Origin of the sequence: Pedobacter sp. V48, assembly GCF_000523515.1 — a bacterium.
Taxonomy (GTDB): domain Bacteria; phylum Bacteroidota; class Bacteroidia; order Sphingobacteriales; family Sphingobacteriaceae; genus Pedobacter.
Window position 1 is genome coordinate 160,297 of record NZ_AWRU01000008.1, and the last position, 23,631, is coordinate 183,927.

At 38.5% G+C, this 23,631-nt stretch carries 16 protein-coding genes and 1 pseudogene; 10 read left to right on the forward strand and 7 right to left on the reverse strand.

Features of this window, described 5'->3' with window-relative positions:
- Window positions 1–195 precede the first annotated feature (195 nt).
- Window positions 196–1,443 (forward strand): serpin family protein, encoded by a 1,248-nt coding sequence (locus tag N824_RS09920; RefSeq protein WP_048904996.1) that lies wholly within the window; start codon window positions 196–198, stop codon window positions 1,441–1,443.
- A gap of 14 nt (window positions 1,444–1,457) precedes the next feature.
- On the opposite strand, the gene N824_RS09925 is transcribed toward N824_RS09920, so the two are convergent.
- Entirely contained in the window at window positions 1,458–4,697 is a 3,240-nt protein-coding gene (locus N824_RS09925; protein WP_048904997.1) for an amidohydrolase family protein, read from the reverse strand.
- Window positions 4,698–4,770: 73 nt separating this feature from the next.
- Here N824_RS09925 and N824_RS09930 point away from each other — a divergent pair, with 73 nt between their 5' ends.
- The 8 genes from N824_RS09930 (at window position 4,771) to rplT (ending at window position 12,818) form a co-directional block, all read left to right on the forward strand.
- Window positions 4,771–6,663, forward strand: a complete 1,893-nt coding sequence (locus N824_RS09930) for an ATP-dependent DNA helicase RecQ (RefSeq protein ID WP_048904998.1) — start codon at window positions 4,771–4,773, stop codon at window positions 6,661–6,663.
- A 4-nt stretch (window positions 6,664–6,667) separates the two neighbouring features.
- Window positions 6,668–7,378, forward strand: coding sequence for a head GIN domain-containing protein (locus N824_RS09935; RefSeq protein ID WP_235207058.1), 711 nt, complete (start codon window positions 6,668–6,670; stop codon window positions 7,376–7,378).
- 45 nt (window positions 7,379–7,423) lie between these two features.
- Entirely contained in the window at window positions 7,424–8,725 is a 1,302-nt protein-coding gene (locus N824_RS09940; protein WP_048904999.1) for an MFS transporter, read from the forward strand.
- Window positions 8,726–8,848: 123 nt separating this feature from the next.
- Window positions 8,849–9,586 carry a (Fe-S)-binding protein gene (locus tag N824_RS09945; RefSeq protein WP_048905000.1) on the forward strand — a complete coding sequence of 246 codons (738 nt, stop codon included), beginning with the start codon at window positions 8,849–8,851 and terminating at the stop codon, window positions 9,584–9,586.
- 76 nt (window positions 9,587–9,662) lie between these two features.
- A complete protein-coding gene (gene thrS / locus N824_RS09950; protein ID WP_048905001.1) occupies window positions 9,663–11,588 on the forward strand; it encodes a threonine--tRNA ligase in 1,926 nt (641 codons plus the stop codon).
- A gap of 13 nt (window positions 11,589–11,601) precedes the next feature.
- Window positions 11,602–12,171 (forward strand): translation initiation factor IF-3, encoded by a 570-nt coding sequence (gene infC, locus N824_RS09955; protein WP_008238148.1) that lies wholly within the window; start codon window positions 11,602–11,604, stop codon window positions 12,169–12,171.
- A 27-nt stretch (window positions 12,172–12,198) separates the two neighbouring features.
- A complete protein-coding gene (gene rpmI / locus N824_RS09960; RefSeq protein ID WP_048905002.1) occupies window positions 12,199–12,399 on the forward strand; it encodes a 50S ribosomal protein L35 in 201 nt (66 codons plus the stop codon).
- A 74-nt stretch (window positions 12,400–12,473) separates the two neighbouring features.
- Window positions 12,474–12,818, forward strand: a complete 345-nt coding sequence (gene rplT, locus N824_RS09965) for a 50S ribosomal protein L20 (protein ID WP_048905003.1) — start codon at window positions 12,474–12,476, stop codon at window positions 12,816–12,818.
- 58 nt (window positions 12,819–12,876) lie between these two features.
- On the opposite strand, the gene bioD is transcribed toward rplT, so the two are convergent.
- Genes bioD through N824_RS09980 form a run of 3 tightly spaced genes read right to left on the reverse strand, consistent with a single transcriptional unit; the run spans window position 12,877 to window position 15,415 of the window.
- A complete protein-coding gene (bioD, locus tag N824_RS09970; RefSeq protein ID WP_048905004.1) occupies window positions 12,877–13,488 on the reverse strand; it encodes a dethiobiotin synthase in 612 nt (203 codons plus the stop codon).
- The gene (locus N824_RS09975; RefSeq protein ID WP_048905005.1) at window positions 13,481–14,617 is read right to left on the reverse strand and encodes an 8-amino-7-oxononanoate synthase; all 1,137 of its coding nucleotides are present in this window, start codon (window positions 14,615–14,617) and stop codon (window positions 13,481–13,483) included. The genes bioD and N824_RS09975 overlap by 8 nt, the downstream gene beginning before the upstream one ends.
- Window positions 14,618–14,638: 21 nt before the next feature.
- The gene (locus tag N824_RS09980) at window positions 14,639–15,415 is read right to left on the reverse strand and encodes a LexA family transcriptional regulator (RefSeq protein ID WP_048905006.1); all 777 of its coding nucleotides are present in this window, start codon (window positions 15,413–15,415) and stop codon (window positions 14,639–14,641) included.
- A 135-nt stretch (window positions 15,416–15,550) separates the two neighbouring features.
- Here N824_RS09980 and N824_RS09985 point away from each other — a divergent pair, with 135 nt between their 5' ends.
- On the forward strand, window positions 15,551–15,901 hold the full coding sequence (locus N824_RS09985) for a GIY-YIG nuclease family protein (RefSeq protein WP_048905007.1): 351 nt from the start codon (window positions 15,551–15,553) through the stop codon (window positions 15,899–15,901).
- A 63-nt stretch (window positions 15,902–15,964) separates the two neighbouring features.
- Here the strand turns inward: N824_RS09985 and N824_RS09990 are convergent, their stop codons facing one another.
- The 3 genes and pseudogenes from N824_RS09990 to N824_RS10000 form a co-directional block, all read right to left on the reverse strand.
- Entirely contained in the window at window positions 15,965–19,084 is a 3,120-nt protein-coding gene (locus N824_RS09990; RefSeq protein ID WP_048905008.1) for a basic secretory protein-like protein, read from the reverse strand.
- Window positions 19,085–19,124: 40 nt separating this feature from the next.
- On the reverse strand, window positions 19,125–21,587 hold the full coding sequence (locus N824_RS09995; protein ID WP_048905009.1) for a penicillin-binding protein 1A: 2,463 nt from the start codon (window positions 21,585–21,587) through the stop codon (window positions 19,125–19,127).
- A gap of 314 nt (window positions 21,588–21,901) precedes the next feature.
- A pseudogene (locus tag N824_RS10000) lies at window positions 21,902–23,551 on the reverse strand (ArnT family glycosyltransferase).
- Window positions 23,552–23,631: the final 80 nt, after the last annotated feature.

The following is a 23,631-nucleotide window of genomic DNA, read 5'->3' on the forward strand; positions in this document are numbered from 1 at the left end:
ATAAGGTTTTAATATGGCCTTGACAGCGCCTTAGTAGGGTTTTAGCCCTATCCAGGCCCTAGGAACGCCCTGTTAACGCCTCAATAACCAAAATTTTCATACGGCTTGTAAAAAAAAGCATTGTGAGAATTCTAACAGGCTGTAGCGAAATGGTAGGTTTATACGTATAATGAAGTAAACCAAACCATTAACCAGATGAAAAAGAATTACACGATGCTTTTAGCCATTGCCGCTTTAATGATCACCACCACATCTTGTAAAAAGGATAACAAACCAATAGATCAGGGAAAAGACCTAATACTAACGGCAAGAGAGCAACAAAAGGTAGAAGCAGATAATGCATTTACTTTTAAGCTGTTTAAAGAAGCTTTGTTAAAACCATTGGCAGGTAAAAACCTGATGCTATCGCCTTTAAGTGTAAGTATAGCATTGGGTATGACCAGCAACGGAAGTAACGGTACGACATTGGAAGCCATAAGAAACACAATGGAATTTAAAGATTTTACTGAAGCAGAAGTAAACAGTTATTACCATAAAATAACAACTGAATTACCCCAGCTTGATCCTAAGGCTACATTAGAAATTGCCAACTCAATCTGGTATACAAATAACTTTACACCATTACCTGCTTTTCTTAAAGTGAATGCGGATAATTACAATGCCGAAGTTCAGGGGTTAGACTTTGCCAATCCGACAGCAAAAGACAAAATTAATAATTGGGTAAATAGCAGTACACATGGAAAGATTCCAACTATAATTGATGCGATTGGCCAGGATATTGTAATGTATCTGATTAATGCCGTTTACTTTAAAAGCGACTGGAAATATAAGTTCGATAAAAATAAAACTGCTAAATCAGACTTTAATCTGGATGCTAATAATAAGATTCAAACAGATTTTATGGTTGCGCAAGCCTCAGTTAATTATTTAAGTTCACAGGAGGCAAATGTTTACGAACTTCCTTATGGGAACGAGAAATATAGTATGGTAATTGTATTGCCTAATGGCGCCAATACTACAATTAATGAATTTGCAGGAACAATTACTTCTGCAAAATGGAAAGGGTGGATGGCAGGCTTAAAGAAAACCGGTATCGAAATAAAAATGCCTAAGTTCAAATTTAGCTATGAGATTACACTAAATGATCAATTAGAACATCTGGGTATGGAAGTGGCTTTTGGTAAAAATAGCTTTGCCGATTTTACAAGAATTAATCCAGCAGGGCATTTGCAAATAGACGAGGTGAAACATAAAACTTTTATTGAAGTAAATGAAAGCGGCACTGAAGCTGCAGCCGTTACCTCTGTAGGAATTGAACTCACCTCGGTACAACAGCCCTCTGCTGTGCTTATTAACCGCCCGTTTTTATACGCTATCCGCGAAATGAAAACCGGATTGATTTTGTTTGCCGGTATCTTAAATAACCCGCTGCTTGATAAGTAACGGGTTATTTGATTTTACTCGCAATTAGGGACGGTAAAGGTCCAGGTTTCAGCATTTCCCGTTGGGAAACTGTAAACCATACCTTTGCCCATCTCAAACCATAGTTTGCCACGTAATTTTTCGCGACCGCCAATTTCATTCATAGATAAGCTGTCATAAATGCGACCGTTTACCATTACATATTTAATTTTTTCTGAATTTCTGATATCGTCCAATGGATTGGCATCCATAATTACCAGATCAGCAAGTTTGCCGTTTTCCAAGGAACCTATTTCTTTATCCATACCCAGATAAGAAGCGCCGTTTACCGTGGCCGATCTGATGGCTTGTAAAGGAGTCATGCCGCCTTGTACCAGCATCCATAGCTCCCAATGCGCTCCCAGACCCTGGATTTGTCCATGGGCTCCTAAGTTTACTTTAGTGCCGCCATCAGCAATTTGCTTAACCGCTTTTGATACTTCAATGTGGCCGTAATCTCCATATTCAGAGGTAGTTCTCCTTCTTGAACGTGAATCTACGATCGGGCGAGGCGTAAATGCCATTAATCGTTCATTTTCCCATACATTGGTTCTGTCGTACCAATAGTTTTCGCCCCACTGACTGCCGTAACTTACAATAAGTGTAGGGGTGTATGCTACTTTAGTATTGTTCCAAAATGAAACTACATCCTTATAGACAGGAGCAACTGGGATGCTGTGCTCAATGCCGGTATGCCCATCAGAAATCATGTTCATGTTGGTGAAGAAGGTAGAACCACCTTCTGGAACTACTTCCATTTTTAATAGTCGGGCGGCTTCTAAAATCTGCTGACGCTGATCACGACGAGGCTGATTGTACGATTTAACAGAGAAAGCACCCACAGCTTTTAATCTTCTAAGGTGAGATAAGGCATCGTCTAAGCTGTTAATGACTACCTTGAAATCACCATCGGCACCATATAATATAGAACCGGTTGAGTATAATCTTGGCCCTACCATGCGACCAGATCTGATCATCTCTGATTGGCTAAATACCATTTCTGTATTACTAGATGGATCGTGCGAAGTAGTTACACCGAAAGCAAGATTAGCAAGATACGACCAATCTTGTTGCGGACTAATGCCATCCGGACTGGTGCGTAAATGTGCGTGTACATCTATAATACCTGGCATTATAGTTTTTCCTGTTACATCAATCACTTTAGCGTTCTGAGGTACACTTACTTCGCTTGCTTTACCTACTGCTACAATTTTATTATGATCTACTATAATGGTTCCTTCTTCAATCACTTCGTCACTCTTCATGGTAATTATTCTGGCTCCTTTTAAAGCAGTTATACCATCCGGTACATCCGTTTTAAGACGCAGGCCAATAGAAACACCTGTAGAATCTGGCGGCGGAATGGTTTGTGGTGCACCCTCTACAAAATTAAAGCTGTTTTTAATTTCGCGGCTAAAGTATTGCTCCCCTAATGTCCATTGTAATTTGCTGCCATCATTACTCCAGTGCAAATAAGTTCCGGCATCTTTAGTTACCCTAGTAAGTGGAATGGATTTGTTTGTTGATGAAAGTTCTAAAGGCGATCCCGTGGTAACCATAGGGGTGATGTATACATTGAATAACTCCGTAAATGCCATCCATTTGCCATCAGGGCTTGGGCAAAACTGGGTAACATAGGTAGAGGTGTAATGTGTGCGTGGGTTACCGCCATTTAGATCTACACTTTTAAATGCCTTTTTGCCATCCTCATTTCCTTGAAAAAAGATGCGGGTATCGTCTTTGTTAAACTGTGGTTTTATGCCGTTTTCAGAGATCAATGTTTTTGCTGATCCATCTGCCGACATGGTAAATATACCTGTACCACGGCCATAAGCATATCCTAAAACATCGTTTCCAACACCTTTACGGTAAACAATTTTATCTCCTTTGGTAGAGTACGATGGAGAATAATAGAGACCCTTTTCATCAGTAAGTGGTATTGTTTTGCCAGATTTCAGATCAGCTCTTTTAATGGAGCCTTTAAACTCATCGCTCCATGTGGTGTAAATTACAAATTTTCCATCCGGACTAATGTCTGGCTCAAATTCAAAATCAATACCGTTGGTAACCCTCTCGGGAGTGCCATTTGGCAGCTCTTTTTTATATAAAAACCCTGCTGCATTAAATACGACAAACTTACCATCGGGCGAGGTGGTTAACTGCCTGATCATTTTTGAGGTGAACTCAGCACTGAATACTTGTTTCGGGAAATGCAGCGATTCTTGTATGGTCTGCGTGCTTGTTACTTTAAAAGGGATATCGGAAATAACCAATGAGCTGAGCTCTATCTTTTTGATTTTTCCTTTAGCATAAAAAATGATGTTTTTGGAATCGGGAGTCCAAGCAAAATTAGGGTAGACACCAAATATAGCCCATGTTTCCTGTTGATCGTGAGTAAGGTCTTCTGTTAGTGTCCATTCTTCGCCCGAATTAATATTCTGTACAACAAGCACCGATTTTAATCTGACGCGTTTAACATAAGCCATCATTTTGCCATCGGGCGAGATCTGAGGACGAGCGGAGCCCCCAGGTTGCTCTATCAAATCTGTTAATTTGCCGGTAGTCATGTCTAGCTGACGGATCGCATATATTACACCGTTTGGATCTTTGCTGTACTCGAAATTAGGGCCCGGCGATACATCTTCACTAAAGTATAAATATCTGCCATCAGGCGATACGTTAGGCTCACCCGCATCTTGCTGGTCGTTTTTTCTTTTGGTTAATTGTACACCGTCGCCACCATATATACTATACATCCACATTTCTCCGGCACCTAGTGAGCGGCTGCCGGTAAAATGCTTGCGGGCAATCAGGTAGTCGCTGTTTGGCATCCATGTGGCATTGTTTAGCAGCCTGAATGTTTCTTTGGTAATTTGTCTTTTATTCGATCCGTCGCGGTTCATAATCCAAATGTTATCCGCTCCGGTTTTATCGCTGGTGTAGGATATGTATTTGCCATTCGGACTAAAGCGCGGTTGAACATCCCAGGCAACACCTCCGCTCAACAGCGCGGCCGTGCCACCTGTAACGGGCATGGTATAAATATCACCCAAAAGATCAAAAACGATGTCTTTACCATCGGCGCTTACATCTAAATTCATCCATGTACCCTCATCTGTGCTGATATTAAACGTTTTAGTAGGTCCATGAAATTTTTCAACATCCCATTTTTTTTCCTGGGCGTAGCTGAAATGCAGTATAGGAAGGAAACATAATAGTAGTAATGATGTTCTCATAAGCGACGGGTGTTAATTAGCCCGCAATTTAGTAATATCAGTTCATTTTTATAGTTTTGGGCTTAACCTTTTTATGAGTGAAGTAGAGATATTAAAACGATACTGGGGATTTGATAGTTTCAGGCCATCACAGGATGAAATTATTGCATCGGTTTTAAACGGAAATGACACGTTAGCATTATTGCCAACTGGAGGGGGCAAATCGCTTTGCTTTCAGGTACCTGCAATGGTTATGGAGGGAATATGTATTGTTATTTCGCCGCTGGTAGCATTAATGAAAGATCAGGTTGAGGGGTTAAAAGACAAGGGGATCAATGCAGTGGCCATTTATGCAGGCATGGGTAAAAGAGAGATCGATATCCTTTTAGACAATTGCATTTATGGCAATATTAAGTTTCTTTACTTGTCTCCGGAGCGGTTGCTTTCTGAATTGGTTAGAGAACGCATCTCTTACATGAATGTAAATCTTATAGCAGTTGATGAAGCGCATTGCGTTTCTCAATGGGGTTATGATTTCAGACCACCATATCTATTGGTTAGTGCCATCAGAGAGATTCATCCAAAGGTGCCGGTTTTGGCTTTAACAGCTACCGCCACTCAGTTTGTGCGAAATGATATTGTAGAGAAATTACAGTTTAAAAATGCGAAGATTTTTGTACAGAGTTTCGCCCGTAAAAACCTAAGCTATGTGGTTTTAAACGATGAGGACAAGCACAGAAAGCTGATAGATATTGTTAAAAATGTAAAGGGTAGTGGACTGGTGTATGTGCGGAACCGACGAGAAACCTCGGAAATAGCATTGTTTTTAAAACGAAATGGTGTTGTTGCTGATTTTTACCATGCGGGGGTTGAAAAGGAAGAACGCTTTAAAAGGCAGGAAAACTGGAAGCAGAACATCATTCGCGTAATGGTGGCCACCAATGCTTTTGGAATGGGAATAGATAAACCTGATGTTCGTTTTGTAGTTCACCTGGATTTACCCGAAAGTTTAGAAGCATATTATCAGGAAGCTGGCAGGGCAGGCAGGGATGGTAAAAGATCATATGGCGTTTTATTGTCCAATAAGTCAGATCAGATGGCCCTGCAGGCTAAGTACGCCAATAGTTTTCCTACGTTAGACGAGATTAAAAAGATATATCATTATTTGGGCAATTACTTTCAACTGGCATTTGGTGCTGGTGAAGGCTTAAGTTTTAACTTCGATATTGCCGATTTCTGTAAACGGTTTAATGTGGGCGTGGTAAAAACAATTGCCGCCCTTAAATTTTTGGAACGTGATGGATATATCACCTTGTCGGAAAATATTTTTTTACAGTCCAGGGTGCTGTTTACAATTGGCAACGAAGATGTTTATCGCTTTCAGATAGAAAATGCGGGGTATGATCCGCTTATTAAGGCAATTTTAAGGTCATATGGAGGTGCTTTTGATCAATATGTGAAAATTCAGGAAGCGGATATTGCCAAGATAGTAAGGATGTCATTTAATGATGTGGTACGGCTGCTGAACAATTTACAGGATCAGGGTATTTTGTCTTATCTGCCCCAAAGCGATCAGCCCCAGCTGCAATATATACGCGCCAGAGTTGATTTGCTCCATATAGACATTGATGTTAAGTATATTGAACTGAGAAAGAAAATTCAAACAGATCAGATAAATGCGGTACTGGCTTATGCCGGAAAAGCGGAATGCAGAAGCATCCAGCTGCTGACTTATTTTGACGAGCCTGATTCTGATAAATGTGGGGTATGCGACATCTGCCTTGCAGAGAAAAAAGCTGAAGATCTGGAGCAGTTATCTGATAAGATAGATTTTGAGATTGTTACTTTATTACAGAGTCAGGCGCATGCATTGGACGACCTGGTGAACGCCATAAAAGTTGGCGCTGAAAATGAGATACTAGACCGGATAAGAGAGTTGCTTGATGCCGGGAAAATTAAAACGGACGGGAAAAATTATTACCTTTAATATTATGAGAAAGATTATCGCTATTGTTTGTGCTATGCCTGCTCTTTTAGCAGGATGTTCCTCTGAATGTATACAGGATTCTGGTAAACATGTTGTTAAGGATGCTGTTGTAAAGAATTTTGATCAGATAAAAATTACCGGAGCTATTAAACTTGTGATCAAACAAGATAGTTCTTATGCTATAAAAATTGATGCAGATTCTAGTATTGTTAACATGGTAAGGACTGATGTGAGCAGTGGCGAACTTAGGGTGAAACTAGACGATGGAATATATTGCGGTACAGACTCTGTAGTTGTTTATGCAGGGATTGGTGAATTGAAAAAGCTAAATACTGTAGGGGCAGTGAAAGTTGTTAGTGAGGGTCGTATTTATGCAACAGATGTTGATTTAAAACTTGAAGGTACATCTGATGTTTCCCTGGACTTGAGTGCATCTAAACTAATTACCAGGATTGATGGGATTGGTAAGCTTGCCCTGACTGGCCAGACCGGTGTACACAATTTAACAGCTAAAGGAACATCCACTGTTAATGCATTTGATTTTGTAGCAGGTATTTACGATATCAATATCGATGGAACCGGAAAGGCCAACATAAATGTCCTGAACGATCTGAAAATTAAAACTTCAGGTTCAAGCGAGGTATATTATAAAGGGAACCCGAAAAACGTTGATGAGAAAAAATCAGGAGCTACCAAATTGGAGAAAGTAAATTAATACCGAATGCTATTTTTTTAGTTACTTTAGTGGCTCATTTAATACATGGAACAAAAAAACGATAAAAAAGTTATCCGCTCCTGGGCGTTCTTTGACTGGGCTAATTCAGCATATAATCTAGTTATTACTTCTACCATTTTTCCTGCTTATTATACCATAATAACTACCACCCAGGAACATGGTGATAAAGTTTCTTTTTTTGGAAGAACTTTTACCAATACAGCCCTGTCGAACTATGCGCTATCTGTGGCCTATCTGATAATGGCTTTGTTGTTGCCTATCCTTTCGTCGATTGCAGATTACAGGGGTAACAAAAAGATTTTCATGAAAATCTTTACCTACATAGGCGGTATTGCCTGCATGGGGTTGTACTTTTTTAAGCTTGATACACTGGAGCTGGGCATTATCTGTTTTGCTATAGCTGCCATGGGGTACATAGGAGGGGTGTTGTTTAATAATTCATATCTGCCGGAAATAGCTACCGTAGATCAGCAAGATGCGGTAAGCGCAAAAGGCTTTGCTTATGGTTATGTAGGTAGTGTTTTGCTTCAGATCATTTGTTTTGTTTTTGTGTTGAAACCTCAACTGTTTGGTATTACAGATTTATCATTCCCGCCAAGGTTATCATTCTTGCTGGTGGGGATATGGTGGATCGCCTTTGCACAGATCCCGTTTAAAAAACTTCCGGCAGGTAGCCCAAATTACTCGTCGATTAATAAAAGTGTTGTACGGAGTGGCTTCCAGGAGTTGTCTAAAGTTTGGAACCAGTTACGCCATATGAGGGTGCTTAAAATGTTTTTACTGGCATTTTTCTTTTATTCAATGGGTGTACAAACCATTATGCTCGCAGCGGCGGGTTTTGGAGAAAAGACTTTAAAGCTGGGAACTTCTAAACTTATTGTAACCATTTTAATTATACAGTTGGTAGCCATATTGGGTGCCATGATGATGTCTCATTTTGCAAAGAAAATTGGAAATGTTCGTGTATTGATCTATGTGGTACTCATTTGGATTGCCACTTGTGTTTGTGCATATTACATCACCAATGAATACCAATTTTATGGACTGGCCGCTATTGTTGGTTTAATTATGGGAGGTATTCAATCCTTGTCAAGATCAACGTATTCAAAATATTTGCCTGCCAATACCCCTGATACAGCCTCTTTCTTTAGCTTTTATGATGTAACCGAAAAGATGGCCATTGTAATTGGTTTGTTTAGTTTTGCTTACATTGAGGAAGTAACAGGAAATATGCGGAACTCGATAATAGCTTTGGCATCATTTTTTATAATTGGTTTGTTATTTTTGGTGGTGCTAAGAGGTGTTGAAAAGAAATCTCTTTTATAAAATACTTACCATAAATGCTTGACGTTATAGCACACATCGCGTTAAAATAAATGCGTGATAGTGTTCGTTTTATATTAAATAAAATGGTCACTTTTAACCTAAATAATAGAGAATATAATATTAATGAAAGTAGAATTATTTGTACCCTGTTTTGTAGATCAGTTATATCCGGAAACGGCATTTAATACCATAAAGTTATTGGAGAAGGCTGGTTGTGAGGTGTTCTATAATTCTAATCAGACCTGTTGCGGTCAGCCTGCCTATAACGCTGGTTATTGGGAGCAGGCAAAGGAAACAGGCACTAAATTCCTTAGTGATTTTTCGGAAACAGATTATATAGTAGCCCCATCTGCATCATGTGTTGGTATGGTTAAAAGTGGTTATAGCGACCTGTTTACCAATAGTACTGTGCATAATAAATGTAGAAATATCCAATCCAATATTTTTGAACTTTCAGATTTTCTGGTAAACGTTCTTAAAAGAGACTATTTTGGGGCAGAACTAGACGGAAAGGCCGTTTATCATGATTCATGCAGCGGACTCCGTGAATGTAAAATCAAAGAAGAGCCAAGGTTACTTTTGTCTAAGGTGCACGGATTGGAAATGGTAGAGATGAAGGATACCGATATGTGCTGTGGCTTTGGCGGTACTTTTGCTGTTAAATTTGATGCCATTTCATCGGCAATGGCTGAGCAGAAGGTGAATAATGCTTTGGAGCAAGGTGCTGAGTATGTGATTTCTACCGATTTATCATGCCTGATGCATTTACAGGGTTACATCGACAAAAATAATATTCCGCTTAAAACGATGCATTTAGCCGATGTATTGGCAAATGGATGGTTAGAAAGTACGGAATATTAGTTAACTTTGTAATTCAGGATCACATTGTAGGTGATTTATAACACAAATTTTATTAATTTTTAAATCATAGTTGTAGATGATTAACATTACACTGCCTGATGGCTCTAGCCGTCAGTACGAAAAGGGCACAACTGCCCATCAAATTGCATTATCAATTTCTGAGGGTTTAGCCCGGAATGTTTTGGCCGCCGAAGTAAACGGCGAAGTTTGGGATTCATCCAGGCCAATAGAGTCTGATGCTTCTTTGAAACTTTTAACCTGGAACGATACTGCGGGTAAAGCCACATTCTGGCATTCATCGGCCCACATTATGGCTGAGGCATTGGAAGCATTGTACCCAGGTACAAAGTTTGGTATTGGACCAGCTATTGAAACCGGATTTTACTATGATGTAGATTTTGGCGACAGAGAGTTTTCTTCTGATGATTTTAAGGCTATCGAAGCAAAAATCATTGAATTGGCAAAACAGAAAGAGATTTTTGTTAGAGAATCAGTTTCAAAAGCTGATGCGGTTAAGTATTTTACTGAAAAAGGAGATGAATATAAGTTAGATCTTATTGACGGCCTTGAAGATGGCAAAATTACTTTTTATACCCAGGGTCAATTTACCGATCTCTGTCGTGGTCCGCATATCCCTAATACAGGGTTTATTAAAGCTGTTAAATTGATGAACGTTGCCGGCGCTTACTGGCGTGGTGATGAAACGAAAAAACAGCTTACACGTATTTATGGTGTTACATTTCCTAAAGCAAGTGAGCTTACTGAATATCTTCATATGATTGAAGAAGCTAAGAAGAGAGATCACAGAAAGTTAGGTAAGGAGCTTGAACTGTTTGCTTTTTCCGAAAAAGTAGGGATGGGATTGCCATTGTGGTTACCTAAAGGTGCAGCATTGCGCGAGCGTTTGGTGCAGTTTCTAACAAAAGCACAAGGTAAGGCAGGGTATGAGCAGGTTGTAACTCCACATATTGGCCACAAGAATTTATACATTACTTCGGGGCACTACGAGAAATACGGTAAAGATGCATTTCAACCAATAAAGACACCCCAGGAAGGAGAGGAGTTTTTCCTTAAACCGATGAACTGTCCGCACCATTGCGAGATCTATAAAGTGAAACCACGTTCGTATAAGGACCTTCCTTTACGTTTTGCTGAATTTGGGACCGTATATCGTTATGAGCAAAGCGGAGAGTTGCATGGCCTAACAAGGGTTCGTGGATTTACTCAGGACGATGCGCATTTATTCTGCCGGCCAGACCAGGTAAAAGAGGAGTTTAAGAAAGTAATTGATCTTGTACTATATGTATTTAAATCATTAGGCTTCAATGATTATATCGCTCAGGTTTCTTTAAGAGATCCTGAGAACAGAGCAAAATACATTGGTAGTGATGAGAACTGGCATCTGGCAGAAACGGCCATTATTGAAGCAGCTGCAGAAAAAGGCTTACCAACAGTTGTGGAGTATGGCGAAGCAGCATTTTATGGCCCGAAATTGGATTTCATGGTTAAGGATGCATTAGGTAGAAAATGGCAGCTTGGAACTATTCAGGTTGATTATAATTTACCAGAGCGCTTTGAGTTGGAATATACTGGCAGCGATAATCAAAAACATAGACCGGTGATGATTCATAGAGCTCCATTTGGGTCTCTTGAGCGTTTTATCGCGGTTTTGATTGAACATTGTGCTGGTAATTTCCCATTGTGGCTTTCTCCTGAACAATTTATTATTCTTCCTATCTCAGAAAAGTATGAAGAATATGCAAAAAAAGTTTCAGATGAACTAAATAATTCCGATATTCGCGGGCTGATTGACTTTCGTGATGAGAAGATTGGAAGGAAAATCAGAGACGCAGAGGTTAAAAAAATACCTTATATGTTGATTATTGGTGAGAAGGAAATGGCTGAAGGAAAGGTTTCTGTAAGGAAACATGGCGAAGGAGATTTAGGTGAAATGACCCTGCAAGAGTTTAGTGAATTATTAATTAAAGAAATAACAGTTTAAATAAGATACAAATTTGGCATTAGGCAGACCAGGATTTAATAGGGGACCACGTCCTCCTTTTAAGAAAAAAGAAGCAGAACATAATATTAATCAGTTTATCAGGGCACAAGAGGTAAGATTAGCTGGAGATAATGTTGAACCGGGGATCTATCCTTTGGCAAAAGCTTTGGCCCTTGCCGATGAGTTAGAATTGGATTTAGTGGAGATTTCTCCGAATGCAGTTCCTCCAGTATGTAGAATAATCGATTACAGCAAGTTTGTTTACGAGCAAAAGAAAAAGCAGAAAGAGATTAAAGCTAACGCAAAACAAACTGTTATTAAGGAGATTAGATTCGGACCTAACACTAACGATCACGATTTTCAATTTAAACTAAAGCATGCTGTTAGTTTCCTTGAAAATGGTGAGAAAGTTAGAGCTTATGTTCACTTTAAAGGTAGAGCAATCGTTTATAAAGAACAAGGAGAGATTCTTCTTCTGAAATTTGCTCAGGCTCTTGAGGATATAGGTAAGGTAGAATTGCTACCTAAATTAGAGGGTAAGCGTATGTTTTTAACACTTGCTCCAAAAGTTGCTAAGAAATAAATAAATTACATATAATAAAAACAGGTTATGCCAAAAATGAAAACCAATTCCAGTGCTAAAAAGCGTTTTTCGCTTACTGGAACAGGTAAAATCGCAAGAAAGAACGCATACAAAAGCCACATCTTAACTAAGATGTCGACAAAACGTAAGCGTAACTTAGGTCAAACATCAATGGTGTCTGATGCTGATATGGGCAACGTTAAACGTATGCTTGCAATCGGTAAATAATTAAATTTTTAACCAGGTAACCGGTAGTAAGTTTGCTGTAATACGCAACACCGTTTATCAAAAACAACAAAAACATGCCACGTTCGGTAAACGCAGTAGCTTCGAGAAGAAGAAGGAAAAAAGTCCTAAATTTAGCCAAAGGCTATTGGGGATCAAGAAGCAAGGTTTTCACCATTGCTAAAAATACGGTAGAAAAAGGTTTGCAATATGCATACCGTGACCGTAAAGTTAAGAAAAGAGAATTTCGTGGATTGTGGATTCAACGTATCAACGCTGGAGCACGTCAACACGGTATATCTTACTCTCAATTAATTGGTAAATTAGCCACTAAAAATATCGGTTTAAACCGTAAAGTTTTAGCTGACTTAGCTATGAACCACCCAGAAGCTTTTAAAGCTGTAATTGACGCAGTAAAATAGATATAACTTAAGTTATAAAAAAAGGGAGCATTAGCTCCCTTTTTTTATGTCGTATATTTTATAAGTTAATGTGTTGACCGGCACTGATGATATGTTCTTTGTCGATTCTACTCATAAAAGGAATTTTTCCAATTACCTTAACCCCACTATAATTCTGGATGTAATCTTCTGTCTCCGGATTTGCAGTGCCGTTGAATATCAGCCCTTCTATTGAGATCTTGTTTGCTTTAAGGACTGCTAGAGTAAGTAATGTATGGTTAATGCTGCCAAGGTAGTTCTGAGAAACTACAATAACCTTTACAGCAAGTGATTTGATTAGGTCGCATATAAGTTCCTTATCGTTCAATGGTACCATTAAACCTCCCGCACCTTCAATAATCAGACTGTTATCTGTTATCGGTTTTTTTATGGAATCAGTGGTAATGTGAACACCATCTATTTTGGCCGACAAGTGGGGAGAAAGGGGCTGGCCAAGTCTGTATCGTTCAGGATGTATCACCGTTTTGGAATTGCTTATCAGGTTTCCAACAAATAAGCTATCGCTTATTTCCAGATCTCCTGACTGGATGGGCTTCCAATAATCTGCCTGTAGTTTTTCTGTTAATATTGAGCTTACAATTGTTTTACCAATACCGGTTCCTATTCCGGTAACGAAATATGCATTATTCATGTTCTTTTAATAATATAAGTTGGTCTACGAGCATTTTAATTTCTTCATCGGTATTAAATAGATGTAAGCATATTCTTAGCCGCTCTTTACCTTCTGCAACGGTAGGGCTTAAGATAGCACGCACATCTATACCTTTATTTTGCAATGCTTCGGCAGCAAATTTAGCTTTTTGGTTGCTGTTGTATATAATGGTCTGTATTGTACTTGGGCTTTGTTGAATATTCTGGATGCCTGAGTTATTAATTAAGCGTGAATACAAGGCTATTTTTTCTGCAACTAAAGAGCTATAATCTGTTTCGGTTAGCATTTGGTAAGCACTTCTTATAGCTGCAATAGCATGCATAGGAGCTGCTGTAGAGTAGATGAAAGAACGTGCAAAATTGATGAGGTAGTTGCGTAATGCAATGCTTCCTAATACAATTGCCCCATGGCAGCCCAATGCCTTGCCAAAAGTAACGATGCGTGCAAATACTTTATCTTCCAGGCCTGCCTGCTGCACTAACCCCCGTCCATAATTCCCAAAAATACCCAAAGCATGCGCTTCATCAACAATCAGGTTTGCCTCATATCTTTCACACAGGCTATTTATTTCAGTAAGTGGCGCAACGTCACCATCCATAGAGTAAACACTTTCTATAATCACATAAACGTTTCCCCTTGCAACTTTTAGTTTGGCTTCAAGGTCGTTAAGATTATTATGTTTAAAAGAATATCGGTTGGCATAGGTTAGTCGGGCACCATCAATAAGACTGGCATGAATCAATTCATCAGATATAATGGTATCACCACGCTGTGCTAAGCTTGAAATAAGACCTACGTTGGCATCGTATCCCGAATTAAAGATAAGACCCTGTTCTGCGTTATGGAAGTCAGCAATAAAGGCTTCAGTCTGTTCAGTAAAAGCATGATTGCCACTTAGTAAACGAGAACCTGCAGCGCCATTGCCATAATGCGGGACATGCAATAAAGTCTTATGGGTTGCATTTTTTAATTGAGGCGATCTTGCAAAGCCCAGATAATCATTAGAGCAAAAATCCACAGGAAAAACTTTTGCAGACAATTTCCTTAATGAGCCTTTTTCTGTCCTGTTGAGTAGTCTGTCGTTTATGAATTGCTCAGCTTTATTCATTTAGTGCTGTTCTGTAGCGTATTAGTTTTTGTTTAGCTGTGATATGGATTTCTGCATTTGAGACATCATATTTGTTAGCGTTTCAATAGTAGGCTCAGGTGTCGGGTCAGGCAGGGTAGATGAAATATAAGCTTTTGCTTTCCAGATTTCAAGAATATCTTCTGCTGCTATAGTGTAAGGATCATATACTTTATTGTCTGAGATTAACTTCAGTTCTTTGTTTTCCTTAAAGCGATTGCCAGCTCTTTTATAAACTACACCTTCATTCTTGCTCACAATAACATAGGTTTCGCCAGTTTTTACATCATTCCAATTGTCCATATATTCTCCCAATATTACGCTTCCCGATTGGATAGGTAACATAGAATCGCCAACGATTTCGAAGGCTCTGAACGTTCCTTGTTTTAGGAAAGGCAGAGGCAATTGAAATTTGGGTAGGTCTTTAATATACTGTGGATCTGCGAAGCCATTTAAATATCCGGCGCTTGCTTTAACAGGAACCATCTCGATGTTCTCATTGTCGTCTTTGTCGACAGATATACTTAGTATCCTAAGGTTCGAACCCTGGCTTTTTGGTTTAGGTTTCCAGCTGTCGTTTATATTTTCATTGATAAATTCATCTATAGTCAGTTCAAAATATTCTGCTATTTTTTTTAGTAAATCATATTTTGGTTCCGCTCTGTCCTCTTCGTAAGCACCAATCAATGATCTTTTAATTCCCATTGCATCAGCGAATTGCTGCTGTGTGTGGCCTTTTTTCTTTCTTAAGTACTTAAGGTTGGATGAAATATTTGACATAAAATAAAAATTTAAAATTTATTTGTTTTTACTAAAATAGTTAGTATTATTGTGCCAATAAAGTTAGTATTATTTATTTGAATATCCAAAAGGAGTACTAATTAATTTAGTTTATAATAATTTAAGCTTAAGGCCATGAAAAAGTTCGTATACATTGTAACAGACAGAAACCGTACTAGTTTACACGTTGGAATGAGTTCTGATTTAATTAAGACGCTGGATTTCTACAAGCAAATGCCTTGCTTGTTTTTTGATAGCAGTCAACAACTTACTAGATTGGTGTATTTTGAAGAATTTAAAACGGAAGCACAGGCTTTAAGCAGATTTAAAATAATGAGCAGATTCACCAGAATGCAAAAGGAGCGGGTTGTGAGGTCATGTAACCCTGATTGGGTAGATTTAACTATAGGATTGGATTTTGAACATATCATTTCCAGCAAGAAGCTGATCAATCAGGTTAACCTGCCATTTAATATGTACTCTTAAAAACAAAAAAGGTTCAAATAGATATCTATTTGAACCTTTTTATCATATTATTAAATAATAACCTTACCAACCAGGGGCAAATGTCAACCCAAATACACCTGCTTTAACATCTTTACGCTGGAATGGGAAAGCATAATAAGGCTCCAATACAAAATAGCCAAATACATTCACCCTGACAGAAACACCAGCACTTAAAGCTGGCACCCTTTCAGCAGGTTTGCCGTTTGGCAATAACACTCCATTAGGTTGGCTTTTGAAAGATACTTTTGAATCTTCGTCCCACGCTAAGCCCGCATCAAAGAATAGGTTTAAGTCCGTAAATAAAAATTTAGACGGTATTTGTGCTAACTTTTTAGGGCCTGTAAATGGTAGGCGGACTTCAAAGTTCACCACGGCAATCTTACTTCCAGATAACTGGTTGATATCGAAGTTTCCTCCTAAATTATTGCTCTTATACAGAGAGTTCGCTTCGTAACCTCTTATTAAGTACGGATACCCTGCATACAATGGATACAGATTCTCACCATCTCTTCCAATTCTGATGTAATTATAAGTTCTGGCAGCAAAGGTGAAAGGTTTAACGCGCACATATTTCCTTAAATCAACCGTAATGGCAGAGAAACTGTAATCGCCAAAATATTGTTCAGCTCCAACTCTATATCTAAATCCATCAAGAGGAGAGGTAACTCCCATAATAGAATTGTCGCCTACAAATGATGCATTAGCCTGGAAAATAGTAAATGAATTAAATGGTATACCTAATTCCTGTGAAGCCTGATCTGTTGGTATTTTTTTCTTTTCAGAACCAAGGTAATATGAGCCTGTTTCATCATAATAGTTACTTATACGATCTATACGGTAACTGTAACGTGAAAATGCACCGCCTAGCTCGAATCTATGTACCTTATTAAAAGGATACGCACCAAATAACTGCATCTGATCTTCAAATGTCCGTATTAGATTTGTTCTGTCATTTATAACATCTAGCTTACTGCCGTCACTCTGATCAATTTGTTCTGCCGCGATGTCTCTAAAACCAGTAATGTATGGGATGTGTGACAATGCAAAACCCCAGTTAATTCTGCTTTGCTGATTAATGTACCCTACAAGACCACCAAAATCATAGATTTCGCCATTTACAGATAAGTTGGCTATGATCTGATTTTTACCTAAAATATCGCTGAACATCCCAACAATACCACCCTGAACTCCAGTTCCAAATCTGCTTGTTGAAACACCAACACCGCTATTAGCAAGGTAATCGAGTTTGAACTTTGGTTTGTATGGAACCAGTTTCATCGAATCAGCAACTGTCTTTTCAAATTTTTCAAAGTTTCCAAGATTAGAATTTACAAGGTCAACCCCCGTGTTTTCCATTGGAGGTAATATTGCCGCATCGAAATTTACCTCGTTAACATCAACTGGTTTTGATTTGAAATTGCTGACAGGAGAGTTGTACAAAGTATACCTCTGATAACGATAGTAGCTATAAATGATGTCGTCGTTTCTTGACACCGAAATAGCTGGTGAAAACTCAGTAACCCCGCTAATACCGGTAAAGTAGTCGGTAAGTTGTTTTACTGTATTATCACCAAGGTCGTATTCATATAAATTTCTGAAACCATCTCTGTTAGATAAGAAGAATAATCTTTTGCTATCGCCAGAGAACTGTGCATTTAAGTTATTCGCACCTGGGAAAACAGGTATATCTGTTAACGACTTACTTTCAATATCATAAACTGTTAGGTTAATGGGGTGAACCGCATTGCTGCCGTTTTTCATTATTGAAGCTCTGTCTGATGAAAAAACAAGCTTTTTCCCGTCTGGAGAATAACTAGGTGCATAATCAGAATAAGCGTCATTGGTAATCGGAGTTACTGTTTTCGTTTTAATATTGTATGTGAAAATATCGCTCTGTCCTTCAACCATTCCGGAGAATGCGATATCATCTCCATTTGGCGACCAGGTAAGGTTTCCAAACTGCTCAACATTGGACATATCTGCTCTTAAAGCAACACTTCCATTATCAACATTAATTACCATTAGCTGATTTCGTCCCTTACTGAAGATACTAAAGGCAAACTGCTTACTGTCTGGCGACCACGCACCTGCAGATTCCAGAAAATTAAAGTCGTCGATATGCGAATTGGCTACCTGACTACTTAACTTTCGCATTATCTTTCCCGTCTTGGCGTCCGCTAAAAAGAGATCTATGCCAAATAAGTCTTTTTCTGAAAGGAAGCAGAGGTATTTTCCATCAGGACTGATTGCAGGAGCCACATTCATATTTCCTGCATTCTTGTTGTCGATAATTTTGGTACCGCTGATCTTGGTCTGAGAACTATCAGACTTTAACATTGGACGATAATGCGACTCTATTGCATTTTTCCATAATCCGGATAGTGTATTGTCATCATATCCGAACGTATATTTTAATCCATTCTCATAACCAAACCTTGCTGTAGCTTTAAACAAAGGAACAATGGTAGTATCACCATAAACTGAGCCGACAAAAGTCCAGAATGCTTGTCCATAACGATAGGGGAAGTATTTGTTAGAATTGGTAAGGTCTTTTAAAGAAGGAATATCTCTGTTTAATAACGCGTCCCTCATCCACATTGAGGTAAAAGCGTCGGTTTTACCAACAGACAAATATTCAGCCATACCCTCAATCATCCATAAAGGAATCTGACTGATGTTTTCCAGGCCAATAGAATCCTTTTCAAGGAGAATGTGATATTGAAAGGCATGAACCAACTCGTGACCTAAAACGTGTCTGGTTTGGTTATTCAGCTCCATTACAGGCATAATTACCCTGTTTTTAAGCGCCTCAGTAACACCGCCTGTACCCACCCCAATTTCGCCCTGCAGAGCAGTAGTCTGCTGAAAATCAGGGTGATTGTTGTAAAGGATGATGGGGTTCTTCTTAAGAAATGTATCTCTGAAAATCTCCTGATGCATTTTATACCATGTTTCCGCGTCCTGCGCGAATTTCTGGATCATCTTTTCATTTTTAAGATAATAATAAAGCTCAAAATGTGGAGTTTGCAGCACCTTAAACTTCTCATTTTTATACCGCACCTTATTCTGTCCAAAATATTGAGCCTGAACGGAAACAACAGATATCATTAGGAAGACCAGCAGTGGAATTAGCCTTCTCAAAAATGTAGAGTTCATGATCATAGTATGACTATTATTGGTTATAATTTATAAATATTAAAAACTACTGTTGTTCGTTTTTCTTTCTCTCTTTTTCTTTTTCCTTTTCTTCCTGACGCTGTTTTCTCTTTAACTGACGCTCTTCTTTTTTAGTTAGGGGAGCTTCTGTAGCTGGCTGTGGCTTAGTAGGTTCAGGTGTTTTATTTTCTTCAGGTTTAGGAACTACAACATCCTGTTGAACAGGTTGTGCTTCTTCAGTTGCAGGAACCTCAAAATTCGTTGAATCTACAGCCATACTGTCGGTACTTGTTGTGTCAACAGTGTATCTAGGCGTAGGGCAGTCTATATCTCTGGTAATTTTAACCTTCGATTTAGGGAAAGGACCCATTGTATAGCCGGTACTTTGATCCTTGTAAACCTTTTCCATGAATTTCGCAAAAATAGGCAGGGCAGTTCTTGAACCTTCACCGGTTTCACCGTTTTTAAAGTGGGCCGTACGCTCGTCGCAGCCAACCCAAACACCCGTAACCAGATCCTTAGTAACTCCCATATACCAGGCATCAACATAATCAGATGAGGTTCCTGTTTTGCCGCCAATCTGGTTGTTGTTTTTCCATAGATCCCATTCCCAAAGTGCTTGCGAGGTTCCACCAGGTTCTTCCATACCACCCCTAAGCATGTATAGCATTAACCAGGCTATTTCTTCGGTAAGTGTTCTTTTTGTTTTTGGCTTAAATTCTTCAATCACATTGCCATCCAGATCAGTAACCTTTTCAATAAGGATAGGCTCTGTTTTGATTCCTCCATTTAAGAATGTTCCATACGCTTTAACCATTTCATATACAGTTACATCATTTGGCCCAAGGCTCACGGAAGGTACAGAAGCCAGGTGGCTGTCAATGCCACATTCATGTGCCCATTTTACCACGTTTTCGGCACCTACTTTTTCGGTGACCTGAGCAGTAATAGTGTTTACTGATTTTGCCATGGCCCAGCGTAGCGACATTTCACGATAGCTATTGCTCCAGTCTGCATTTCTTGGCTCCCAATATTCTGTCTTTCCATTTTCCTGATAAGAGATGCGGACAGGTTTGTCTGTAAACTTATCGCACGGACTCATTCCTGATTCCAACGCTGCTAAATAAGCAAATGGCTTAAAGGTAGAACCCGCTTGTCTTTTAGATTGATTTACATGGTCATATTTAAAAAACTTATGGTCAATACCGCCAACCCAAACTTTAATCTTTCCATTAAAGGGATCCATGGTCATCATTCCGGTATTCATTATCTTACCATAATATCTGATGGAATCCATGGTTGAAAAGAGTGTATCTCTATCGCCTTTCCAGGTAAAGATTTTCATCTTCTTTTTCTTGTTGAAATAAGCCTCTACCGAATCAGGAGAATTGCTGAATTTCTTTTGAAGAAGCGCATATATGGGTAAGTTTTTCTTTGCACGCTCAGGATAATCTACTTTTTTCTTTTCCGAATCTTCCCATGGATCTTCCTTACCCCAAACGTTATAAAACCTTTTCTGAATAACCTTCATTTGTTCTGAAACAGCTTCTTCTGCATATTTTTGCAGTTTAGAATCTATGGTGGTATATATTTTCAGACCATCCTCATACAAGTCATAACCATTATCTTCACACCATTTTTCCAAGTATTTATCCACTGCAGCCCTTAGGTAAGAATCGCCATCACTGCCTTCATCAATACGCCCTTCTTTAAGCTTTATTGGTTTGTTTTTGAAACTATCCAGCTGTGCAGCATTGATGTAGTTGTATTTATTCATTTGAGCCAAAGCCACGTTGCGTCTTTCTAATGCTCTATCCGGATTTTTTATGGGGTTGTATAAGCTGGTACCTTTTAACATACCTACCAATAAGGCCGATTCCGGTATATCCAGTTCATTTGTCTGCTTGTCGAAGTATATTCTTGCCGCTGTTTTTATTCCATAAGCATTATTCCCAAAAGAAACGGTATTCAGGTACATGGTTATGATGTCGTTTTTGGAATAATTAGATTCCAGTTTGACAGCCGTAAGCCATTCTTTAAGCTTAGGTATAAGCGTGCGCAATAGTGGGATATGACTTAATAGTCCTTGCGATTTATTGTAACGTGTGCGATAAAGGTTTTTAGCCAATTGCTGAGTAATGGTACTGGCACCTCTTTTATCACCGGTAGCTGTAGATATCCCGCTTGATAATAGGGAACGAAAATCGATTCCCATGTGGCTGTAAAAGCGTACGTCTTCAGTTGCTACAAGTGCATTAATTACACTGGGTGCTATTTCATTGAAATTTACCGGGGTACGGTTTTCTTTGTAATAGCGACCAATTAATTTACCGTCGGCCGTGTATAATTCTGAGCCTACACGAAGGGTAGGGGCTTTTATATCTTTAGAGGAAGGAGAATAACCAAATAACCATAAAAAGTTAAGTTGCAACGCACAAAAGAAGATAATGATACAAAAAAGAACTATGCTCGAATAACGGATGTACTTATTGCGAATTTCTTTAAACATGTGATAAAGATGAAAAAAAACGTAAAACTGTTAGTGTTAAATAGTGTTAAAACTTGCAATGCAAATAAACACAATTAATTAATAAACTGGTTGATTTGATATTTGAAGTTGCTTTATTCTATTTAGCGTATAATTGAGAGTGAAAAAAGATTTATAAAACAATTGTTAATCAGGAAAATAAGAACACAAATGCCAGTTCTCAGAATCTGGAATTACTATGAATTTAGGCTTTATGCATCACAAAACATAAACAAAGATAATAAATTGGGAGTCCAATTATTCATGAAATCACGATGATGATCACATCTGTGTTGTTATTTAATTTTTACCAGATAAAAATGCTCCAGAACCGAGGGGCGGTTTTTTGCCAATATAAACTTTGCTTTCAGTTTGGTAATGTGGTAATATTCAAATCTTTTTAGTACTTCCACATCGTATTTGCTTTTAAGATAAGACATTTCAGATTCGTGGGTGTATATTACAGTTTCTCTTTGCTCTTTTGCTTTTTCAAGATCAGTATCATTGTAAAGGTATTTGACTTCTCTATTGGCATAAAAATCAAAAGAGAAAGCATGATCATATCTAAAAACAGCAGGGATCGCTTTTACATCATTTTTATGAATCCATTTGCCTGCTTCCATGCCCGACTGGTATTTTAAAACAGAAGGGTAAAAGAACAGATAAAGAAAGCTCATTATTCCAATTGATAAAATTGCACCTCTACTGATAATGGTTTGAATGGATGCCCCTTTAAATAATAAAAAAGCACCGATTGCCATAATCAGTAAAATCGCAACCGCCACAGCATATAACTGAAACTTAAAACAAACTGCAATCGTGCCAAGCAGTAAAACCACAATCAGGAAGATCACATTTTGTATAACAAGGAATGTTTTGATCCCCTTTTCACCGATCATTATTAAATATAGGGCAGTAATGATCGAAAACTGGGGGAATATTACCAGTATATAATGAGGGAGCTGGAATTTAGAAAATGAAAACAACAAAGAGGTAACAAATGCTGAACTCCAGATGATAATTGTTTCCGGAGGAAGAGCATTTCTATAACGCTTTTTAAATAAGTCGATTATACCCACATAAAACAGTACAGACCAAGGTAAAAATGCCCATAGAGTAGTGTGCAGGAAAAAGGAAAGATCACCTTTTCCCTTAATTGGGCCAGTATTGAAGAAACGACCAAATTGGCTATCCCAGAAAAAGAACCTAAGTCCTGATACCCCTTGCTGCCCAAATACTGTTTTTTCAGGATGCAGGTCAAATTGCGCATATAGGGAATATAATTCAGGAGTTATAAAAATTAAAATTAGTGCARYKNNAAKCCWYCATCYYGRWWNNAACMATTCCTTTAATTGTTTAGTTAGCGCCCAGTAAATAATAAAACCGCCAAACACCGGAATCAGGACAAAAATACCCTTAACCATTACTGCGCAGGCCGCAAAGAAAGACCCTGCAACAATATGTAAGAAAGATTTTTGACGTGCCTTATCGTAATGGTAAATGGCCGCTGTAACAAAAGCCGCAAGATAAGCTTCGGCCCTCACGTCAGAATTGGAGATTAATACGTGCAAACTTGTCAGAAATATAATAACACTGATTAGCGCAGTCTGCCTATTAAAATGATCTGTAGTAAAACGATAAAGATAAAATGTCCCCATCAAACTAATTAAAAAGGAAGGGAGTTTGTAAGCAAAAGCAGATACCCCAAAAAGTTTAAAGCTTGCAGCAGCGAGCCAGAAAGGAAGATGCGGCTTATCCAGCCAGTCTTTGCCATGTACATAAAGGTTAAGCCAGTCGTTTCTCAGGATTATATTTTTAGAAATGCTGGCATATAAGGCCCCATCGGGCTCCATCACTTCATTAAATATGGATAAAAAGCCAACAGCTACCAATACCCAGATTAGCACTTCATAACACCTGTCTTCAGGTAATTTTAAGGATATCATACTTAGCTAAAGTATCCTTAAGCTATAAGCTGATTATTAACTTATTAATACCTAATAGTTAAAGGTTATAGCCAGCTTGT